At 59.9% G+C, this 16,548-nt stretch carries 19 protein-coding genes and 2 pseudogenes; 12 read left to right on the forward strand and 9 right to left on the reverse strand.

The annotated features are described in order from the left end of the window. Positions 1-101 precede the first annotated feature (101 nt). From IHQ71_RS28260 to IHQ71_RS28275, 4 genes are all read right to left on the reverse strand, one after another. Positions 102-1,082: a complex I NDUFA9 subunit family protein gene (locus IHQ71_RS28260; RefSeq protein ID WP_258159714.1), complete on the reverse strand. Its 981-nt coding sequence runs from the start codon at positions 1,080-1,082 to the stop codon at positions 102-104. A 67-nt stretch (positions 1,083-1,149) separates the two neighbouring features. Then, the gene (locus IHQ71_RS28265; protein ID WP_258159715.1) at positions 1,150-1,437 is read right to left on the reverse strand and encodes a DUF1330 domain-containing protein; all 288 of its coding nucleotides are present in this window, start codon (positions 1,435-1,437) and stop codon (positions 1,150-1,152) included. A gap of 33 nt (positions 1,438-1,470) precedes the next feature. Beyond that, entirely contained in the window at positions 1,471-2,163 is a 693-nt protein-coding gene (gene pyrF, locus IHQ71_RS28270) for an orotidine-5'-phosphate decarboxylase (protein WP_258159716.1), read from the reverse strand. A 94-nt stretch (positions 2,164-2,257) separates the two neighbouring features. Next, the gene (locus tag IHQ71_RS28275; RefSeq protein WP_258159717.1) at positions 2,258-2,713 is read right to left on the reverse strand and encodes a carboxymuconolactone decarboxylase family protein; all 456 of its coding nucleotides are present in this window, start codon (positions 2,711-2,713) and stop codon (positions 2,258-2,260) included. A 122-nt stretch (positions 2,714-2,835) separates the two neighbouring features. Between IHQ71_RS28275 and IHQ71_RS28280 the strand changes: the two genes are divergently transcribed. Then, positions 2,836-3,711 (forward strand): sigma-70 family RNA polymerase sigma factor, encoded by an 876-nt coding sequence (locus tag IHQ71_RS28280; protein ID WP_258159718.1) that lies wholly within the window; start codon positions 2,836-2,838, stop codon positions 3,709-3,711. Between the two features lie 18 nt (positions 3,712-3,729). On the opposite strand, the gene IHQ71_RS28285 is transcribed toward IHQ71_RS28280, so the two are convergent. The 3 genes from IHQ71_RS28285 to dnaN all read right to left on the reverse strand — a co-directional run bounded on the left by IHQ71_RS28285 (position 3,730) and on the right by dnaN (position 6,153). Then, on the reverse strand, positions 3,730-4,317 hold the full coding sequence (locus tag IHQ71_RS28285) for a histidine phosphatase family protein (protein WP_258159719.1): 588 nt from the start codon (positions 4,315-4,317) through the stop codon (positions 3,730-3,732). 9 nt (positions 4,318-4,326) lie between these two features. Continuing rightward, entirely contained in the window at positions 4,327-4,920 is a 594-nt protein-coding gene (gene pmtA, locus IHQ71_RS28290) for a phospholipid N-methyltransferase PmtA (RefSeq protein WP_258159720.1), read from the reverse strand. A gap of 114 nt (positions 4,921-5,034) precedes the next feature. Further along, positions 5,035-6,153, reverse strand: coding sequence for a DNA polymerase III subunit beta (gene dnaN / locus IHQ71_RS28295; RefSeq protein WP_258159721.1), 1,119 nt, complete (start codon positions 6,151-6,153; stop codon positions 5,035-5,037). A gap of 183 nt (positions 6,154-6,336) precedes the next feature. On the opposite strand from dnaN, the gene rsmI reads away from it, so the two are divergent. From rsmI to IHQ71_RS32095, 8 genes and pseudogenes are all read left to right on the forward strand, one after another. Next, a complete protein-coding gene (rsmI, locus tag IHQ71_RS28300; protein WP_374989930.1) occupies positions 6,337-7,242 on the forward strand; it encodes a 16S rRNA (cytidine(1402)-2'-O)-methyltransferase in 906 nt (301 codons plus the stop codon). 2 nt (positions 7,243-7,244) lie between these two features. Next, positions 7,245-7,610 (forward strand): YraN family protein, encoded by a 366-nt coding sequence (locus tag IHQ71_RS28305; protein WP_258159722.1) that lies wholly within the window; start codon positions 7,245-7,247, stop codon positions 7,608-7,610. A 137-nt stretch (positions 7,611-7,747) separates the two neighbouring features. After that, positions 7,748-9,046 carry an extracellular solute-binding protein gene (locus tag IHQ71_RS28310; RefSeq protein WP_258159723.1) on the forward strand — a complete coding sequence of 433 codons (1,299 nt, stop codon included), beginning with the start codon at positions 7,748-7,750 and terminating at the stop codon, positions 9,044-9,046. 162 nt (positions 9,047-9,208) lie between these two features. Continuing rightward, positions 9,209-10,090 carry an ABC transporter permease subunit gene (locus tag IHQ71_RS28315; protein WP_258159724.1) on the forward strand — a complete coding sequence of 294 codons (882 nt, stop codon included), beginning with the start codon at positions 9,209-9,211 and terminating at the stop codon, positions 10,088-10,090. A gap of 13 nt (positions 10,091-10,103) precedes the next feature. Next, complete coding sequence (ugpE, locus tag IHQ71_RS28320) at positions 10,104-10,946, forward strand: sn-glycerol-3-phosphate ABC transporter permease UgpE (protein WP_258159725.1); 843 nt, start codon at positions 10,104-10,106, stop codon at positions 10,944-10,946. 25 nt (positions 10,947-10,971) lie between these two features. Continuing rightward, on the forward strand, positions 10,972-12,036 hold the full coding sequence (locus IHQ71_RS28325; protein ID WP_308737886.1) for a sn-glycerol-3-phosphate import ATP-binding protein UgpC: 1,065 nt from the start codon (positions 10,972-10,974) through the stop codon (positions 12,034-12,036). Between the two features lie 123 nt (positions 12,037-12,159). Then, complete coding sequence (gene gshB, locus IHQ71_RS28330) at positions 12,160-13,107, forward strand: glutathione synthase (protein WP_258159726.1); 948 nt, start codon at positions 12,160-12,162, stop codon at positions 13,105-13,107. Between the two features lie 203 nt (positions 13,108-13,310). Continuing rightward, a pseudogene (locus tag IHQ71_RS32095) lies at positions 13,311-13,412 on the forward strand (ATP-binding protein); the annotation flags it as partial. A gap of 124 nt (positions 13,413-13,536) precedes the next feature. Here the strand turns inward: IHQ71_RS32095 and IHQ71_RS28335 are convergent. Next, positions 13,537-14,517: a L,D-transpeptidase gene (locus tag IHQ71_RS28335; RefSeq protein ID WP_258159727.1), complete on the reverse strand. Its 981-nt coding sequence runs from the start codon at positions 14,515-14,517 to the stop codon at positions 13,537-13,539. 354 nt (positions 14,518-14,871) lie between these two features. Here IHQ71_RS28335 and IHQ71_RS28340 point away from each other — a divergent pair, with 354 nt between their 5' ends. After that, entirely contained in the window at positions 14,872-15,258 is a 387-nt protein-coding gene (locus tag IHQ71_RS28340; protein WP_258159728.1) for a response regulator, read from the forward strand. A gap of 65 nt (positions 15,259-15,323) precedes the next feature. Here the strand turns inward: IHQ71_RS28340 and IHQ71_RS28345 are convergent. Continuing rightward, positions 15,324-15,632, reverse strand: a pseudogene (locus tag IHQ71_RS28345) (hypothetical protein); the annotation flags it as partial. Between the two features lie 154 nt (positions 15,633-15,786). On the opposite strand from IHQ71_RS28345, the gene IHQ71_RS28350 reads away from it, so the two are divergent. Both IHQ71_RS28350 and IHQ71_RS32100 read left to right on the forward strand, forming a co-directional pair. Continuing rightward, positions 15,787-16,053: a DUF3892 domain-containing protein gene (locus IHQ71_RS28350; RefSeq protein ID WP_258159729.1), complete on the forward strand. Its 267-nt coding sequence runs from the start codon at positions 15,787-15,789 to the stop codon at positions 16,051-16,053. Next, positions 16,044-16,268: an excalibur calcium-binding domain-containing protein gene (locus IHQ71_RS32100; RefSeq protein WP_374989931.1), complete on the forward strand. Its 225-nt coding sequence runs from the start codon at positions 16,044-16,046 to the stop codon at positions 16,266-16,268. Before IHQ71_RS28350 ends, IHQ71_RS32100 begins: the two co-directional genes overlap by 10 nt. Positions 16,269-16,548: the final 280 nt, after the last annotated feature.

The following is a 16,548-nucleotide window of genomic DNA, read 5'->3' on the forward strand; positions in this document are numbered from 1 at the left end:
GTCGGATTACGATGAGCTGAATTGGTTCGGCCGAACGCAGAAAACGCCGGAATGCCCGGCGCTTGAGAGATATTGGAAGTGAAAATTCAGGACCGATCTGTTCAGGCTGCCTTGTCAGGCTGGGTGAACTGGCCCTCGGGCCGGTAGCGTATGAGATAGCTCGGCAGGATCGCATCTGCCAGCGTCGGCTTGATGCCGAGGCCTTCCAGGGTCCGGCCCTCCTTCTTCGCCGCTTCGGAAACCACGTTGTCGCTCCTGAGCAGCGTCACCTGGTCGGCGGTGATCGGCGGCGTGATGAACGGAATGAGCGAACTGATCGAGCCGATGATCGACGCCACCCAGAAGGGCAGCGGCACCAGCGTCTTCTCGCGACAGGTGATCCGGAGGATATCCTCGATGATCGCGCGAAAACTCTTCACCTCGGCGCCGCCGAGTTCATAAATCTTGCCGCCTTCGACCTTGCCTTCGATGGAGCGCGCGACAGCCTCGGCGACGTCATCGACATAGACCGGCTGGAACCTGGTGTGGCCGCCGCCGACCAGCGGCAGAGCGGGCGCGATGCGGGCCATGTCGGCGAATTTGTTGTAGAAGCCGTCCTCGGGGCCGAACATGACGGACGGCCGGTAGATCACGGCATCCGGCAGCAGCGAAAGGATCGCCTTTTCCGCCTTCGCCTTGGTGCGGGCATAGGCCGAGGCCGAATCGATATCGGCGCCGATCGCCGAGATGTGGGTGAGCTTGACGCCGGCATTGCGGCAGGCTTCGGCAATGGCGCGCGCCCCGAAATCCTGTACGGCATCGAAGCCGTTGCGGCCGGCCTCATGCAGGATGCCCACGCAATTGATCACATGGTCGGAGCCGCGCACTGCCGCATCGACGGAATTGCGGTAGCGCAGATTAGCCTGGACAAAGGCGATCTGGCCAACGTTGCCGAGCGGCTGAAGGTGGATAGCGAGATCCGGCCGGCGGACGGCGACGCGGATGCGGTAGCCGCGCCTGGCCAGCACGCGCACGATATGACGCCCGAGGAAACCCGACCCTCCGAATATGGTCACAAGTTTCGGCACGTTGGACAGCGTCATTTCCATCTCCTGAACAGCGGGAATTGCTTGGTTCGTATTACCGCAATCGTGCGGTGACTGGAAGCGGCTAAATCCCTTCGACAATCACCATTTCGGCGTCTGCGACCTCTTGCCGTATCACGGCGGCAATCTGGTACTCCGGCGAGTGGTAGCAGTCATGCGCCGCTTCGAGCGAAGGAAACTCGATCACCACGTTGCGCGCCCGGACCTGACCCTCCAGCCGCTCATGGCGGCCGCCGCGTGCGAGGAACACCGCGCCGTATTTTTCGAATGCGGGCTTGGCGGCGGACACATAGTCCTTGTAGCGCTCCGGCTCACGTACATCGACGCGGGCGATCCAATATCCTTTGGCCATCAGTTCCTCCTGGGACTTATGATTTATCAAAATCTAGAGCGCCGTCTCCATTTCGGCAAGTATCGCACGCGCTGCTTCGCGTGGATCGGACGCCTTGACGATCGGCCGACCCACCACGAGATGGCTGGAACCCGCCCGGATGGCCTCGGCTGGCGTCATCACCCGCTTCTGGTCGCCGGGATCGGAACCCACCGGCCGGATGCCCGGGGTCACCACCGCCATATCGGCACCGACGATGCGGCGCACGGCATTCGCCTCCTCGGCCGAACAGACGATGCCGCCCATGCCGGCGCGGCGGGCCTGTTCGGCACGGCGCAGCACCAGCGTATGCGGATCGTACTCGTATCCCGCCTCGATCAGGTCGGTCTCGTCCATGGAGGTCAGGACCGTCACGCCAAGCAGGCAGAGCCCGGAGCCGCGCGCCGCCTCGACCGCAGCCCGCATCGCCTTGGGATAGGCATGCAGCGTCAGCATCGTCATGCCCATTTTCGCGATGTTCTCGACGCCGGACGCGACCGTGTTGTCGATGTCGAGCAGTTTCATATCAAGGAAGATTTTCTTGCCTTCGCGCGCGAGGTCGCGGGCGAATTCCAGGCCGCCGGCAAAGACCAGCTGGTAGCCGATCTTGTAATAATCGACGGTATGGCCGAGCTTTTTGACGATCTGTTCGGCTTCACCGATATTCGGCACATCGAGCCCGACGATCAGATGGTCCCTGGCTGCCATAGTGCCTGCTCCTTGCCTTGGAATCGCTCGCGGACCAGTCGCATGGCTGCCACTGGTCCGCAAGACGAAAGACGGTCAAGTCACCGGAAAATGATCACTTCCAAGGCGCGCCAGCGACCATCTTCACGCTCGCATTGAGGCGGTTCCAGACGTTGATCAGCGAAATCGACACGATCAGCGCCGCAAGCTCCTTTTCGGGATAGTGGTGGGTCGCGTCTTCCCAGATGTCGTCCGGCACCGGGTCGGCCTTGTCGGCAAGGCGCGTCACCGATTCCGTGAGCGCCAGTGCCGCGCGTTCGGCATCGGTGAAGTAAGGTGTGTCGCGCCATGCGGCGACGGAGAAGATGCGCTCGTCGCTCTCGCCCTTCTTCTTCAGTTCCGTCGCATGCATGTTGACGCAGACGCTGCAGCCGTTGATCTGGCTGGCACGAAGCTCGACCAGCTTGCGGGTCACCAGCGGCACCAGCTCTTCGGTCGACTTGCTGAGCGCATAGAGCGCTTGCAGGGCCTGCGGCAGGATGAGGGCGGGGTTGTTCATTCTTGCTTGCATGATATTTCTCCTCGAAATCAAGGCGTTGCGTTCGACGACTTCCCCTGGGACATGATCTCTGTCACATCGGCGGGATCTCGTTCGTCATCCATCTGACGCAACGCGAACGGGGAATGTGACCGATGGACGAAGAAAAATTTCTCGCCGAGCAATTCAAGGCCAACCGCAGCCACCTGAAGAGCGTCGCCTATCGCATGCTGGGCTCGATGAGCGAGGCCGAGGATGCGGTGCAGGAAACCTGGCTCCGGCTGTCTCGCGCGGAAGCGTCCGATATCCGCAACATGGGCGGCTGGCTGACAACGGTGATCTCGCGGGTGGCGCTCGATATGCTCCGCGCGCGAAAAAGCCGCCGCGAAGATCCGTTAGGTCCCACCGTCACCGAGCCCTCGGTGAGCCATTCCGATCCCGGTGGTTTCGAGCATGAGGCGATGATGGCCGATTCGGTTGGTCTCGCCATGCTGGTCGTGCTGCAGCAACTGACGCCGGCCGAACGCATCGCCTTCGTGCTGCACGACATGTTCGACCTGCCCTTCGACGATATCGCTCCCATCGTCGACCGCACGCCGGAAGCCGCCCGCCAGCTCGCCAGCCGCGCCCGCCGCCGCGTGCAGGGCAAGCCGAGCCCGGACGAAGCCGAACTCGCCAGCAACCGTTCGATAGTCGCCGCGTTTCTGACAGCCTCACGGACGGGCGACCTGAGAGGCCTGCTCGCCGTACTCGACCCCAATGTGATCATGCGCGCCGACGTGGCCGCCATGAATCTCGGCGCAATCTCGCCGGAAACCCGCGGCGCCGATGCCGTGGCCCACGCCTTCGCCGGTCGCGCCCGCAACGCCCAGGTCGGCCTCGTCGGCGGCGCCATCGGCGTCATCATCGCGCCCGAGGGCCAGCTACGGCTGGTGCTGGAAGTCGTCATCCGCGATGGCAAGATCGTCGAGATCAGCTCGGTGGCTGATAAGGACACGCTGGCGAATATGGAGATGACGGTGCTGGAGTGAGGTAAGCAGGGGTCCGAGTTAGGGCCCCTGCCAACTCTCCATCGGCACCCACCCCGTCAGCAGCTTGTGATCGCTCAGTCGGAACGCATAAAGATTGCCGCCACCGCCGCCCGTCTGGTCATGGCTTCTGGCGATAGGTATGCCGCCGAGATGGCATCTGAGCAGCGTGCCAACGCCGCCATGGCCGACGAAAGCAATTGGGACCGTGGAGTCGTGATCGGCGAGCGCCGCCTCGACGACCGATACGATCCGCGCCTGCGCATCCACTGCCCGCTCCCAGCCGTGGAAGCTCTCGTCAGGATGCGCGAAGAACCAGTCGGCCGCCTTCTCGAACTCCGGCGGCGGCAGGAAGCCCGTGGCGGAACGGTCGTTCTCGTGCGCACCGTCGGTGATCTCAAACCGGACGCCGGCGGCATCCGCCAGAATCTCAGCCGTTTCGATCGCCTTGGTCTCGTCGCTTGATAGGATCCTGCCGAGCTTCTTCACCCACGGCAGTGCTGATGTTGCAATGGCGCGCTCGCGACCGACATCGCTCAGCCCCCATTTCGGAACCGGCACATCGGGATCGATCCTGACCTGTGGATGGGTGATGTAGAGGCCGAACATCGGGGGAAGTTAGTGCAGCTTCTTGTAATGCCAGATCTGCGCCGGCGGGATGTTGCGCATGATGAAGTCGAAATGCTTGATCGTGTAGCTGTCCGGCCGCGCGACGACAGGTGAGACCGGGCCGTACGAGAACTGCACGACGGGCCGCCCGACGGGAACGAGCTTGAGCAAGTCCTCGATCAGCTTGACGCGCTGGTGCATGGGAAAATTGAGCAGCGGGATGCCCGAGATCACGCAGTCGAACTTCTGGCCGCGATAATTTTCAAGCGTCTCGGCAAGCGAGAAGGCGTCGCCATTGATGAAATTGACGCCCGGATATTTGCCGCGCAGGTGGCGCACGAAATCGCTGGAATACTCGACGGACACAACGTTCTCGGGCTTCACGCCCTTGTCGAGAATCGCCCTGGTGATCACGCCGGTGCCCGGGCCGAGTTCGAGAACAGGCAGGCCGGAACCGGTATCGATGATGCTCGCCATCCGGTTGGCCATGCGCGCCGAGGTCGGCATGATGGCGCCGACTGTCTTGGGTGTGGAGATGACGCCTTTGATGAAACGGATGTTGTCGTCGAATTTCTCGGCGAAACGGCTCTTTATGCGCTGCATATTCCGGCTTTCCCCATCTTCTCGTTGCGGCTACTCCAACAGCTAAAAAACGGTAAAAGCAAGGCTCTTATTCGCCAGATTGTGTAAAGTTTTGTATCGGTTAACGCGCGTGGTTTATACGCGCATCGGCATCAGCACGTAGAGCGCATCGACGCTCGACGAATCCAGGATGATCGTCGGCGAGCCGGGATCGGCGAGCTTGAAGACGGCATCCTCGCCGGTCAGCTGGCTGGTAATGTCGAGCAGGTAACGCGCGTTGAAGCCGATTTCCAGCGGATCGCCCTCGTAGGACACGGCGAGTTCTTCCGTCGCACTGCCCGAATCGGGGTTATTGACCGTCAGCACCATCTGGCCATCGGTGAGCGCGATCTTCACTGCGCGGCCGCGCTCCGACGAAATCGTCGAGACGCGGTCGACTGCGCTGGCAAAGGTCGAGCAATCGACGCGCATTTCCTTGTCGTTGCCTGCCGGGATGACCCGCTGATAGTCAGGGAACGTGCCGTCGATCAGCTTGGATGTGAGCACGATCTCGCCAAAGGAGAGGCGGATCTTGGAATCCGAGACTTCGAACTTCACCTCCGAATCCGGGTTTTCGATCAGCTTCTGGATTTCACCAACCGTCTTGCGCGGAATGATGATGCCAGGCATGCCCTCGGAGCCCGAGGGCGCCTCGATCTCGGAGCGGGCGAGGCGGTGGCCGTCGGTGGCGACCGCGCGCAGCTTCAGCGCCCCATCGGCCTCGACGGTGTGGAAGTAGATGCCGTTCAGATAATAGCGCGTCTCCTCGGTGGAGATCGCGAACTGCGTCCGCTCGATCAGCATCTTGAGATCGGCGGCTTTGATCTGGAACGAATGGCTGAACGTGCCGGCGGTCAGATCGGGGAAATCACCTTCCGGCAGGCATTGCAGCGAGAATTTCGACCGGCCCGACATCACGGTCATCGTCGTGCCCTCGGTGTTGACCGCGAGCGCCACTTCCGAACCGTCCGACAATTTGCGCACGATCTCGTAGAGCAGATGCGCGGGCACCGTGGTCGAGCCGGCCTTCTCGGTCATGGCGGGCGCGGCTTCGGTTATCTCGAGATCGAGGTCGGTCGCCTTCATCTGCAGGCTCGAACCTTCAGCCTTGAGCAGCACGTTGGAAAGGATCGGGATCGTGTTGCGTCGTTCCACCACGCGATGCACGTGGCCGAGGGATTTGAGAAGATTGGAACGCTCGAGAGTGATACGCATGATGCCTGCCGTTTTGTGTTCTTGCCGGGAGAACCGGATTCCGTCCCTGATTGGACGGGCAAAATGGCAGAAATACCGCGTGCTGTGCAAGGGGTTATGGGCATTGGCTATGATTAATTCATAGTTGCGCACGTAATCCCCAACGCGCATAAAGCCGGAAATGCCGAATTCGCGGAGTCCCCCTTGGCCGAGAACGAAACCGATGATCTTCCGTCAGCCGGGACATACCGCATCAGGACGCTCGAAATTCCCGCCCGGCCGCTGGAGCCTGCGCTCTATCTCGTCTCCACACCGATCGGCAATCTCGGCGACATAACGCTGCGTGCGCTCGAAACGCTCGCCGGCGCCGATGTCGTCGCGGCGGAGGATACACGGGTGACGCGGGTGCTGCTCGATCGCTTCGCGATCGGCAAGAGGCCCTACGCCTATCACGATTACAATGCCAACGAGGTCGGCCCGAAACTGATCGCAGCGCTCGCGCAGGGCAGGTCGGTGGCGATCGTTTCCGATGCCGGCACGCCGCTGGTCTCCGATCCGGGTTACAGGTTGGTGAAGGAGGCGCTGGCCGCAGGGTTCAAGGTCATACCAGTGCCGGGGCCATCCTCGGTCGTCACCGCGCTTTCCGCATCCGGACTGCCGAATGACAGCTTTTTCTTCGCCGGCTTCCTGCCGCAGAAGGAAAAGTCCCGGCGCGATCGGCTGGCCGAGGTAAAGGATGTTCCCGGCACGCTCATCTTCTTCGAATCGCCGCACCGCCTGCCATCGAGCCTTGCTGACATGGCTGCCGTGCTCGGCGCTCGTGACGCTGCCGTCTGCCGCGAACTGACCAAGACCTTCGAGGAATTCCGCCGGGGCACGCTCGCCGAACTGGCTGCCCATTATGAGGCAAATGACAATGTGAAGGGCGAGATCGTCATCTGCGTGGCGCCGCCCGCGGAGAAACAGGCGCCGGAGGGCGAAGTGCTCGATACGCTGCTAAAAGGTCTGCTCAAGGAAATGCCCGTGTCACGCGCGGCGACCCACGCCGCCCAGCAGACGGGCCTTCCCCGCAAGGATCTCTATTCCAGGCTGCTGGAGCTGAAAGGCTGATCATGCCGCCACGCAGCCCCAAGGATCGAAAGAAGGCTCTGCGGCGCGGCCATGTCTCCGAATATCTCGCTGCCTTGTCCCTAACGCTGCGCGGCTACCGCATCGTCGCGATGCGCTACCGCGTCAAATCCGGCGAGATCGACATCATCGCGCGCAAGCGTGACGTTGTAAGCTTCATCGAGGTCAAGGCGCGGGCGACAACCGAGGCCTCGGTCTTCGCCGTCGATGGTTGGACCCAGAACCGTATCCGCAACGCCTCCATGTTCTGGCTTTCGAGCCAGAAGGATGCGGGCCTTCTGTCATATTCCTATGACATTGTCGCCGTCCGGCCCTGGCGCTGGCCCGTCCATCTCAGGGACGCGTTCTGAAAAAACGCCGGCAGCCTGTGGACATCGCGGACTGTCAAGAAGCTGCAATCAAACTGTTACGCACCCGTCACGGACGAGGCCTACTGGACGTTCCCGAAACCAAGGCCCGACGGCCTCAAAGGTGGGAAGGGAAAACCATGATCCGGAAGCTCTCGTTTGCCGCATTGGCATTCGCATTCACGACGACGTCCTCGCTCGCCGCGACCAACATCACGTGGTGGCATGGCATGGGCGGCCGCAACGGCGAAGTCATCAACGAAGTGGCGCAGAAATTCAACGCCGCGCAGGCCGAGTGCGTGCTGAATCCCGTCTCCAAGGGCACGTATGAGGAAGCGCTTGCCGCCGGCATCGCCGCCTTCCGTTCGGGCGAACAGCCGAACATCCTGCAGGTATTCGATGCTGGTGCCGCCACCATCATCAATGCCAAGGGTGCTGTCGTCCCCGCCGAGGACCTGATCACCAAGGCCGGCTACACGTTCGACCGCAATGCCTTCATCGAAGGCGTCCGCTATTTCTACGCCGATTCCGATGGCAAGTTCGTCGGCATGCCGTTCAATTCCTCGGCGCCCATCATGTACATCAACACCGACGCCCTGAAGAAGGCCGGTGTCGAGGCCCCCAAGACCTGGGAAGAATTCGAAGCCATCGCGCCGAAGCTCAAGGAAGCCGGCTTCATCCCGCTCGTCCAGGCACAGCTGACCTGGCAGTTCACCGAGAATTTCTTCTCGCGCAACAACATCCAGTTCGCCACCAACAACAATGGTTATGACTCGGTCGTCGATACCAAGATCCACGTGACCGATCCGAACCTGGTCATGATGTTCGAAAAGCTCAAGACCTGGTCCGATGAAGGCTACTTCGCCTATTACGGCGCCGGCTGGTCCGACAATCAGAAGGTCTTCGAAGAAAACAAGGCAGCTCTGTGGATCGGTTCGTCCGGCTCTTTCGGCGGCCTGAAGAAGACTGCCCAGATGCCCTTCTCGGCGACTTTCCTGCCCTACTGGGGTTCAATCAAGGGCGCCGGCACGTCATCCTTCATCGGTGGCGCAGCGCTCTTCGCGATGTCCGGCAAGCCTGATGCAGAGAACAAATGCGTTGCCGACTTCTTCCAGTTCCTGACCTCGCCCGAGATCCAGAAGTTCTACCATGAGGCAACCGGCTACGTCGCCATCACCAAGGCTGCCTATGAGCTCACCAAGAAGGAAGGCTTCTACAAGGAGAACCCGGTTGCCGAAATCGGCATCCAGCAGCTGTCGCTGCCGTCGGGCGAGTGGTCGAAGGGTTATCGCCTCGGCTTCTACCCGCAGATCCGCGCCGTGATGGAACGCGAATATGGCCGTATCTTCTCGGGCGAAACCACCGTCAAGGAAGCCATGGAAACGATCGAGAAGGAAGGCAACGAGCTTCTCGCCCGTTTCGCCAAGACCGCCGGCTGATTTAGCCTCTCGGTTGCCCCTCACCCTGACCCTCTCCCCGCTCGCGGGGAGAGGGGACGCCAGGATCGCCATCCGTGCCACAAATCCCTTCTCCCCGTTTTCACGGGGAGAAGGTGGCGGCAGCCGGATGAGGGGCGATTCTCAACGCCCGAAAGTCCTTTCATGAAGCGCGTGCAGTTCTCGTCGCCCACTCTGCCTTATCTGTTGCTGGCGCCGCAGCTCGCCGTGATCTTCATCTTCTTCTATTGGCCGTCCGTGCAGGCGGTGCAATCCTCCTTCTATATCGAGGACCCGTTCGGCTTCGGCTCGACCTTCGTGGGGTTTGCCAATTATTCGGATGCGATCTTCTCGTCGCAATATCTGAAGATCGCCGAATTCACGACCATCTTCACCGCGCTGGTGACCTTCTTCGCGTTGTCGATCGGCCTGCTGCTGGCAATCAAGGCCGATGCCGTGATCCGCGGCGCCTCCGCCTACAAGACGCTGCTGATCTCGGTCTATGCCATCGCCCCGCCGGTCGCCGGCCTGATCGGCATGATGTTTTTCGACCAGCATATCGGCCCGTTCGTGAAGATCGCCGGCTATCTCGGCTGGGACATGAAGGTCGGGCTCAATTACTTCGACACGGCTTTCTCCATGGTCTTCGTATCGGTCTGGAAGCAGATCCCCTACAATTTCATCTTCTTTCTCTCTGGCCTGCAGGGCATTCCGGTCTCGGTGCGCGAGGCGGCCCTGATCGACTGCCGCAACGGGTTGAAACGCTTCTTCACCGTCATCCTGCCGCTGCTCGCGCCCACCGCCTTCTTCCTGCTGGTCATCAACGTCACCTATTCGCTGTTCGACACCTTCGCCGTCATCGACGTGATGGTGAAGGACAAGGCCGCCAACAATCCGATCACGCTGGTCTACAAGGTCTATCTCGATGGCTTCCGGGGCAACGATATCGGCGGCTCGTCGGCGCAATCGGTGATCCTGATGATCGTCGTCTTCGTGCTCACCATTCTCCAGTTCCGCTTCATCGAGCGGCGCGTCCATTACAATTGAGAGGGCGGCGGACATGTACAAGACCAAGCCTCTCGACCACCTGATCCTGATCCTCGGCTGCCTGCTGATGGTGACGCCCGTGCTTGTCGCCTTCATGACCTCGACGCACGAGGCGGCGGAAATTCATTCCAAGGGCCTGATGCTCTCCTGGGGCAATCATTTTGAAGAGACCTATACCAAAGTGCTCACCCAGAAGGGCGGCTTCACTGGCGAGGTGACCGGCGCTCGCATGCTGCTCAATTCCTTCATCCTCGGCATCGGCTTCGCACTCGGCAAGATCGTGCTATCCATGCTGGCGGCCTACGCGATCGTCTATTTCCGCTTCCGGCTGGCGACCTTCTCCTTCTGGGTAATCTTCACCACGCTGCTGCTGCCGCTCGAAGTCCGTATCGTGCCGTCCTATCAGGTGATGTCGAACCTGCATCTGCTCAACACCTATACCGGTCTTATCGTGCCGCTGCTGGCATCCGCCACCGGCACATTCTATTTCCGCCAGTTCTTCATGTCGGTGCCCGATGAACTGCTCGAAGCCGCGCGCATCGATGGTGCGGGGCCGTTCCGCTTCTTCATCGATATCCTATTACCGATCTCGCGCACGATGATCGCGGCGATCTTCATCATCATGTTCGTCTATGGCTGGAACCAGTATCTCTGGCCGATGCTGATGACCACCGACGAGAGCTTCTACACGCTGATGCGCGGCATCAAATCGATCCTGCAAGTGTGGATCGGCTCGCAGATCCCCGATTACAACGAGGCCTTCGCGCTTGCCGTGCTCGCCATGCTGCCGCCGGTCCTGCTCGTCGTGATCTTCCAGCGCTGGTTCATCAAGGGCCTCACAGAGAGCGACAAGTAGCCATGCAATTCAAAAGGATGCCGCTGTGGCGCGTATAGAAATCAGCCAGGTCTCAAAGATCTACTCCAACGGCATGACCGCCGTGAACGGCGTCTCGGTCGATGTTGCCGATGGCGAGTTCATCGTGCTGGTCGGACCCTCCGGCTGCGGAAAATCGACGCTTCTGCGCATGGTCGCGGGCCTCGAGGATATCTCGAAGGGCGAGGTGAAGATCGGCGAGAAGGTCGTCAACAAGACCGATCCGGCCGACCGCGACATCGCCATGGTGTTCCAGAACTACGCGCTCTATCCGCATATGACCGTCTACGACAATCTCGCTTATGGCCTCAAGAACCGTGGTACGCCGAAGCCCGAGATCGCGGCCCGCGTCGCGGAAGCAGCGAAAATGCTGGAACTCGAACCCTATCTGGAGCGCAAGCCTCGCGCACTCTCCGGCGGCCAGCGCCAGCGCGTCGCCATGGGCCGCGCCATCGTCCGCAAGCCGGCCGCCTTCCTGTTCGACGAACCGCTCTCCAATCTCGACGCCAAGCTCCGCGTCTCGATGCGTGGCGAAATCCGAAAGCTGCAGCGCCGGCTCGGCACCACCTCGATCTATGTCACCCACGACCAGCTCGAAGCCATGACGCTGGCCGACCGGCTGGTGGTGCTCAATGCCGGCCAGATCGAGCAGATCGGCAGCCCGCTCGATATCTACCACAAGCCCGCCTCCACCTTCGTCGCCGGTTTCATCGGCTCGCCGGCGATGAACCTGCTGAATGCCACGCGCAGCGACGGCAGCTGGAAGTTCGGCGATCAGGCGATCGCGAAAGCTTCGAACGGAGATGCAACCGTCACCCTCGGCATGCGCGCGGAAGACCTGACCATCGCCGCCCCCGGCGGCGCCAGTTTCACCATGAAGCTCGATTATGTCGAGGAACTCGGCGCCCAGCGCCTGCTGCATGGCGTGATCGACGGCCAGCCACTCGTCGTCGCGACCGCGCTCGAAGATGATTTCGACGGCGAGATCGACCTGGCGATCGACCCGGCGGACGTGCATTATTTCGCGACCGGCACCGGTAGGCGTATCGATGTGGTAAAAGCTAGCTCCTGACGGGCTTGCCTTGGCCGGTGCCGCGTCCTACATCATGCGAACTTCGGGGCAACGCCAGGAAAAGTGTGAAGCGGTTTTCCGTCCGGCGTTGCATCCAGCCGAAATTGTTTCAGGGGATTGAATATGGCGCGGATCACCAATGTCGCCGTCCAGATGGACCATGTGTCTTCCATCAATATCGCGGGCGACTCGACCTTCGCCATGAGTCTCGAGGCGCAGGCCCGCGGCTACAAGCTGTTCCACTACACGCCGAACCAGCTCTCGATGCGCGACGGCAAGATCCATGCGACCGCCGAACCGATGGAACTGCGCGACGTCAAGGGCGATCATTTCACGCTCGGACAGCCCGAGAAGATCGACCTCTCAACCATGGATGTAGTCTTGCTCCGCCAGGACCCGCCGTTCGACATGGCCTATATCACCGCCACCCACCTGCTCGAACGCATTCATCCGAAGACGCTTGTTGTCAACGATCCCGCCTGGGTGCGTAACTCGCCGGAAAAAATCTTCGTTACCGAATTCGCCGACCTGATGCCGAAGACGCTGATCACCCGCGACCCCAAGGAAATCGCCGATTTCCGCGCCGAGATGGGCGATATCATCCTCAAGCCGCTCTACGGCAATGGCGGCGCCGGTGTCTTCCACTCCACGCGCGACGACCGCAATTTCTCATCGCTGATGGAAATGTTCGCCCAGATGTTCCGCGAGCCCTTCATCGCGCAGGAATACCTGCCTGATGTGCGGGCGGGCGACAAGCGCATCCTGCTTGTCGATGGCGAACCGGTGGGCGCGATCAACCGCGTGCCGGCCGAGAATGATGCCCGCTCCAACATGCATGCCGGCGGCCGGCCGGAACATACCGAGCTCACCGCCCGCGAACGCGAAATCTGCACCCGTATCGGTCCTGCTTTGCGAGAAAGGGGCTTCATCTTCGTCGGCATCGACGTGATCGGCGACTACATGACCGAGATCAACGTCACCTCGCCGACCGGCATCCGCGAAGTCAAGCGCTTCAGTGGCGTCGATGTCGCGGCACTGATGTGGGACGCCATCGAGCGCAAGCGCGCCTGACGCTTACGAATACACGCGTGGCGAGTCGCCGGTTGAATGGGCTTGTTCTCATCGCACAACCAGATACAACCGAATTGCATCCATGTCGCGATTTTGTTCGTAAATTGTTCTTGTTTTATTCCATAATCCATGCTTGATTGCAATCGTTAACTGCTAAAACGTGCATTTCAGCTGGCTTGGCGGGAAATTCAGGGGCATCGGCGATGGTGGCAAGGGTTTCGACGGTTGCATTCCAGGGGATCGAAGGCGCGCCCGTCGACGTGCAGGTGATGATCGGCCCCGGTAAGGTCAACATGCAGATGTTGTAGAGGATTAACATTTGCAGACACAATATTTTTTGCCGCGCCCATCCCACCAATTTTGCCTTGACATCCTTGTGATAGCGCGGCGGCCAACCGGTCGTTACTCCAGGAGGATTGGTAACGCTCGCTAGTCGATGAATTTGACAGCAACCCCCGGCTTGACCATGCCTGCAAGCTCTTCGGCATCCCAATTGGTCAAACGAACACATCCATGCGAACCGACCTTGTCGATGAGTTCCGGCTCAGGCGTTCCGTGAATGCCGTAGGTTGGCTCGGTCAGATCAATCCAAACCGTGCCAACAGGACCATTAGGACCGCCTGGTAATTCTAATGCCTTTTTGTTCTCGCCTTGTTGGAAATTGACCTTTGGGTTGTAGGAATAAACTGGCATGCGTGAGACACCCTTCACCTTATGGGTACCTTTGGGGGAAGGGGAGTCTTCACTGCCGATGGTGGCGGGATACACGCTGAGCAGCGATCCATCCTCCGCAAACGCGAAGGCTTCTCCAGATTTTCTGCGAATTTCGATCCGTTTGACCGTACCGGACTTTGCCGCGCCGGGCATAGCTACTTCGATCTTTTCGCCTGGAGTGAAGCCAGCAGCGGGATTGAGCGCCTTAAGCAGGCCCACATCCATGTGAAACCGTTCAGCGAGTTTTTCCTCGACGCTGGTATAGGCCAGGTGCTCCATTTTGGCCTGCTCCGCGTAATCCTTTGGAATGCGCTCAACCAAATCTTTTGCGTCATCTGCCGTGATTACATAGGCCTGAATGACAGGCACTTTGTCCTCAAGCCTATCCAGCACCTTGTTGTCCAGCTTCCCATCGACCGGCATATCCCGCATTGCCTCGAACCCGGCGACAGCCTTGCTGAGGTTTTCGCCGAAGTATCCGTCGATCACTCCTGGCGAAGCACCAGCTCGATCGAGCAGGACCTGAAGATGGACAATGGCGGGATCAGGCTCGGAGGGTGTTGCATTTGGCGCTTCACCTGGCAAGGCGGCGATATCGGCACTGTTGACAGCTTGCGCGTCGATCGAAGCAGCGAAAGCCGGACTGCAGAGAGTCAGAGCTGTCGAAAGGGCTAGGTGGCGGATTGTGTTTCTCATCACCGTAGAAGTTTATGCAGCTCAAGTTGTTCCTTTCGGCTCGCCAAGTCCAACTGGTCGGCACCCGCCTCGCAGTGTCCGTTTGGACCCAATGACAAGCATACAGCCATGTCGCTTTTGCTTAAGACTGTATCGGCACCCATGATAAGTCCCTTAATGTTGAGCTTCTGGTCCACAGGCGAGTTCCTCCGCGACCTCGAACCTGACGATAATTCTCTCCAGGGCGAGCTCAACCGCCATAGCCAATCGGGTGCTTCGCATTTTATTAACATTGTTAGCAAAGACTGTCGGCCACGCATCGATTGGAAACGATCGAGGTGAGTTGCCCCTCAAAACGAGCGACAGGCGATCACGATGTCATCTAAACTCACAGTACTCGTCGTCGAGGACGAACCCCTGATCCGGCTCGCGCTTGTGTCCGCCCTCGAGGACGAAGATTACGCCGTAGTCGAGGCCCGAACAGTCCTTCAAGCGATTGCCATGCTAGCCAAGTACGATGTCCATGCTGTGGTAACCGATGTCGACATGCCCGGAGGACTTTCCGGTCTAGACTTGGTCGACATGGTCGCAGGATTTTCCCGAACGATGGGAATCATAGTCACGTCCGGTCGGGCGATACCTCCTGAAAATGCCTTACCTGCAGGCGTAATTTTCCTTTCCAAGCCCTACGCGTTGGAGACCGTCGTAGCTGAACTTGCAAGCCAACTTCGCACGCGCCCCGCCGCCATGGCTCGGCGATAGATATCGCCGAAAGAAGGGATTGTACGTGATCTCAGCGGCCTGGCGACCTGCACTTTCGCCCCACGCTAGCGGAGGAGTCCGTCCCGCCCGAAATCGTCCCATCCGGCCAATTTCGAGGAAGCATCCTCAGGTCCCCATTCCGACTTGAGCTTAGCTTTGCCTGCTTTCTTGGACGCATGCGAGAGCTTCGCGTGATATGCGGCCCCACGCCTATTCTCCAACCTGGTAGCGACGTCTTCCTCACGCCATTCATCGACGGCTCCTCAATCCAGCAGATTTTCAACGACCCGTGGGTCGAAAACGTGAAACGTGATTTGAATTGCGCGTCCTCGCAGTCTGACAGTTCGAATGCCGGCAATAGGCAGGCGGCCATTTGCCCAAAATGTAGCGGTGTTTACGATGCCCGATCAACAAGCGTACCAGCCAACTTTGTGATGCCGTAACCGCCGGAATGGCGATGTATTATGCAACCTTGACTCTAGTTTGAATCCTGCCACACTCCGGCGGTCACCTTCGGACGAGGATAAGATGGCCGACATACAGGTTACCTGCATCAAGAAAATTCCGCGTAATGACCCATATGAGGGTATCACCCACTTAGGCAATTCGTCCGGCAAATGGATGCGCCAGGATGTGATCGCCTGGATAGAGCGCAAAGCGCACACGTTCTACACTCGCGTGGACAGCAATCGCGGCGCCATCGGCATCATTAATCGTGCGACCGGCAAGTACCTTCGGACCTACGCCGACGGCCAATGGAACGATAATCCGCTCTCGCTGCCCGAATGCCGTTAAACCGAAAATTGATTGCCTCAGTGGCGGTCGCCGGCCTTCTGTTGGCAACGCCTGCCCTTGTCACAGCACAGGAATGCTCACCACGCAAAACCTGTTCGAAGATACAATCATGTGACGAGGCACGTTGGTATCTCGAAAACTGTCCGTGGGGCGGCAGGCTCGACCGTGACGGTGACGGCAGTCCATGCGAGACTTTGTGCGGCAGCGCGGATTGACAGCGCTGCGCTGCGCAACGCTACGCTTGGTTGGCTGATTAGATGAAATCACTCCGGCGAACGTCTCAAGTTTCAAATGGTCTCGGTTCTCCCTATCGCCGCGCCTGTTTCATGGGCGCCATGGCGCATTGATAGCCGCCGATTGGGCGCGATGACTGCTTAAGGGCTTCAAAGGCTGCGCGTGCTACTATGACATTGTTAGCGCCGCCCATTGCTTCCAGGATGTTGGTCGTGGGCATAGACCTCATAAATGGTGTTGTTGAAAACGTCGCGCGCCCTA

The sequence above is a fragment of the Rhizobium sp. TH2 genome (assembly GCF_024707525.1).
GTDB lineage: Bacteria > Pseudomonadota > Alphaproteobacteria > Rhizobiales > Rhizobiaceae > Rhizobium_E.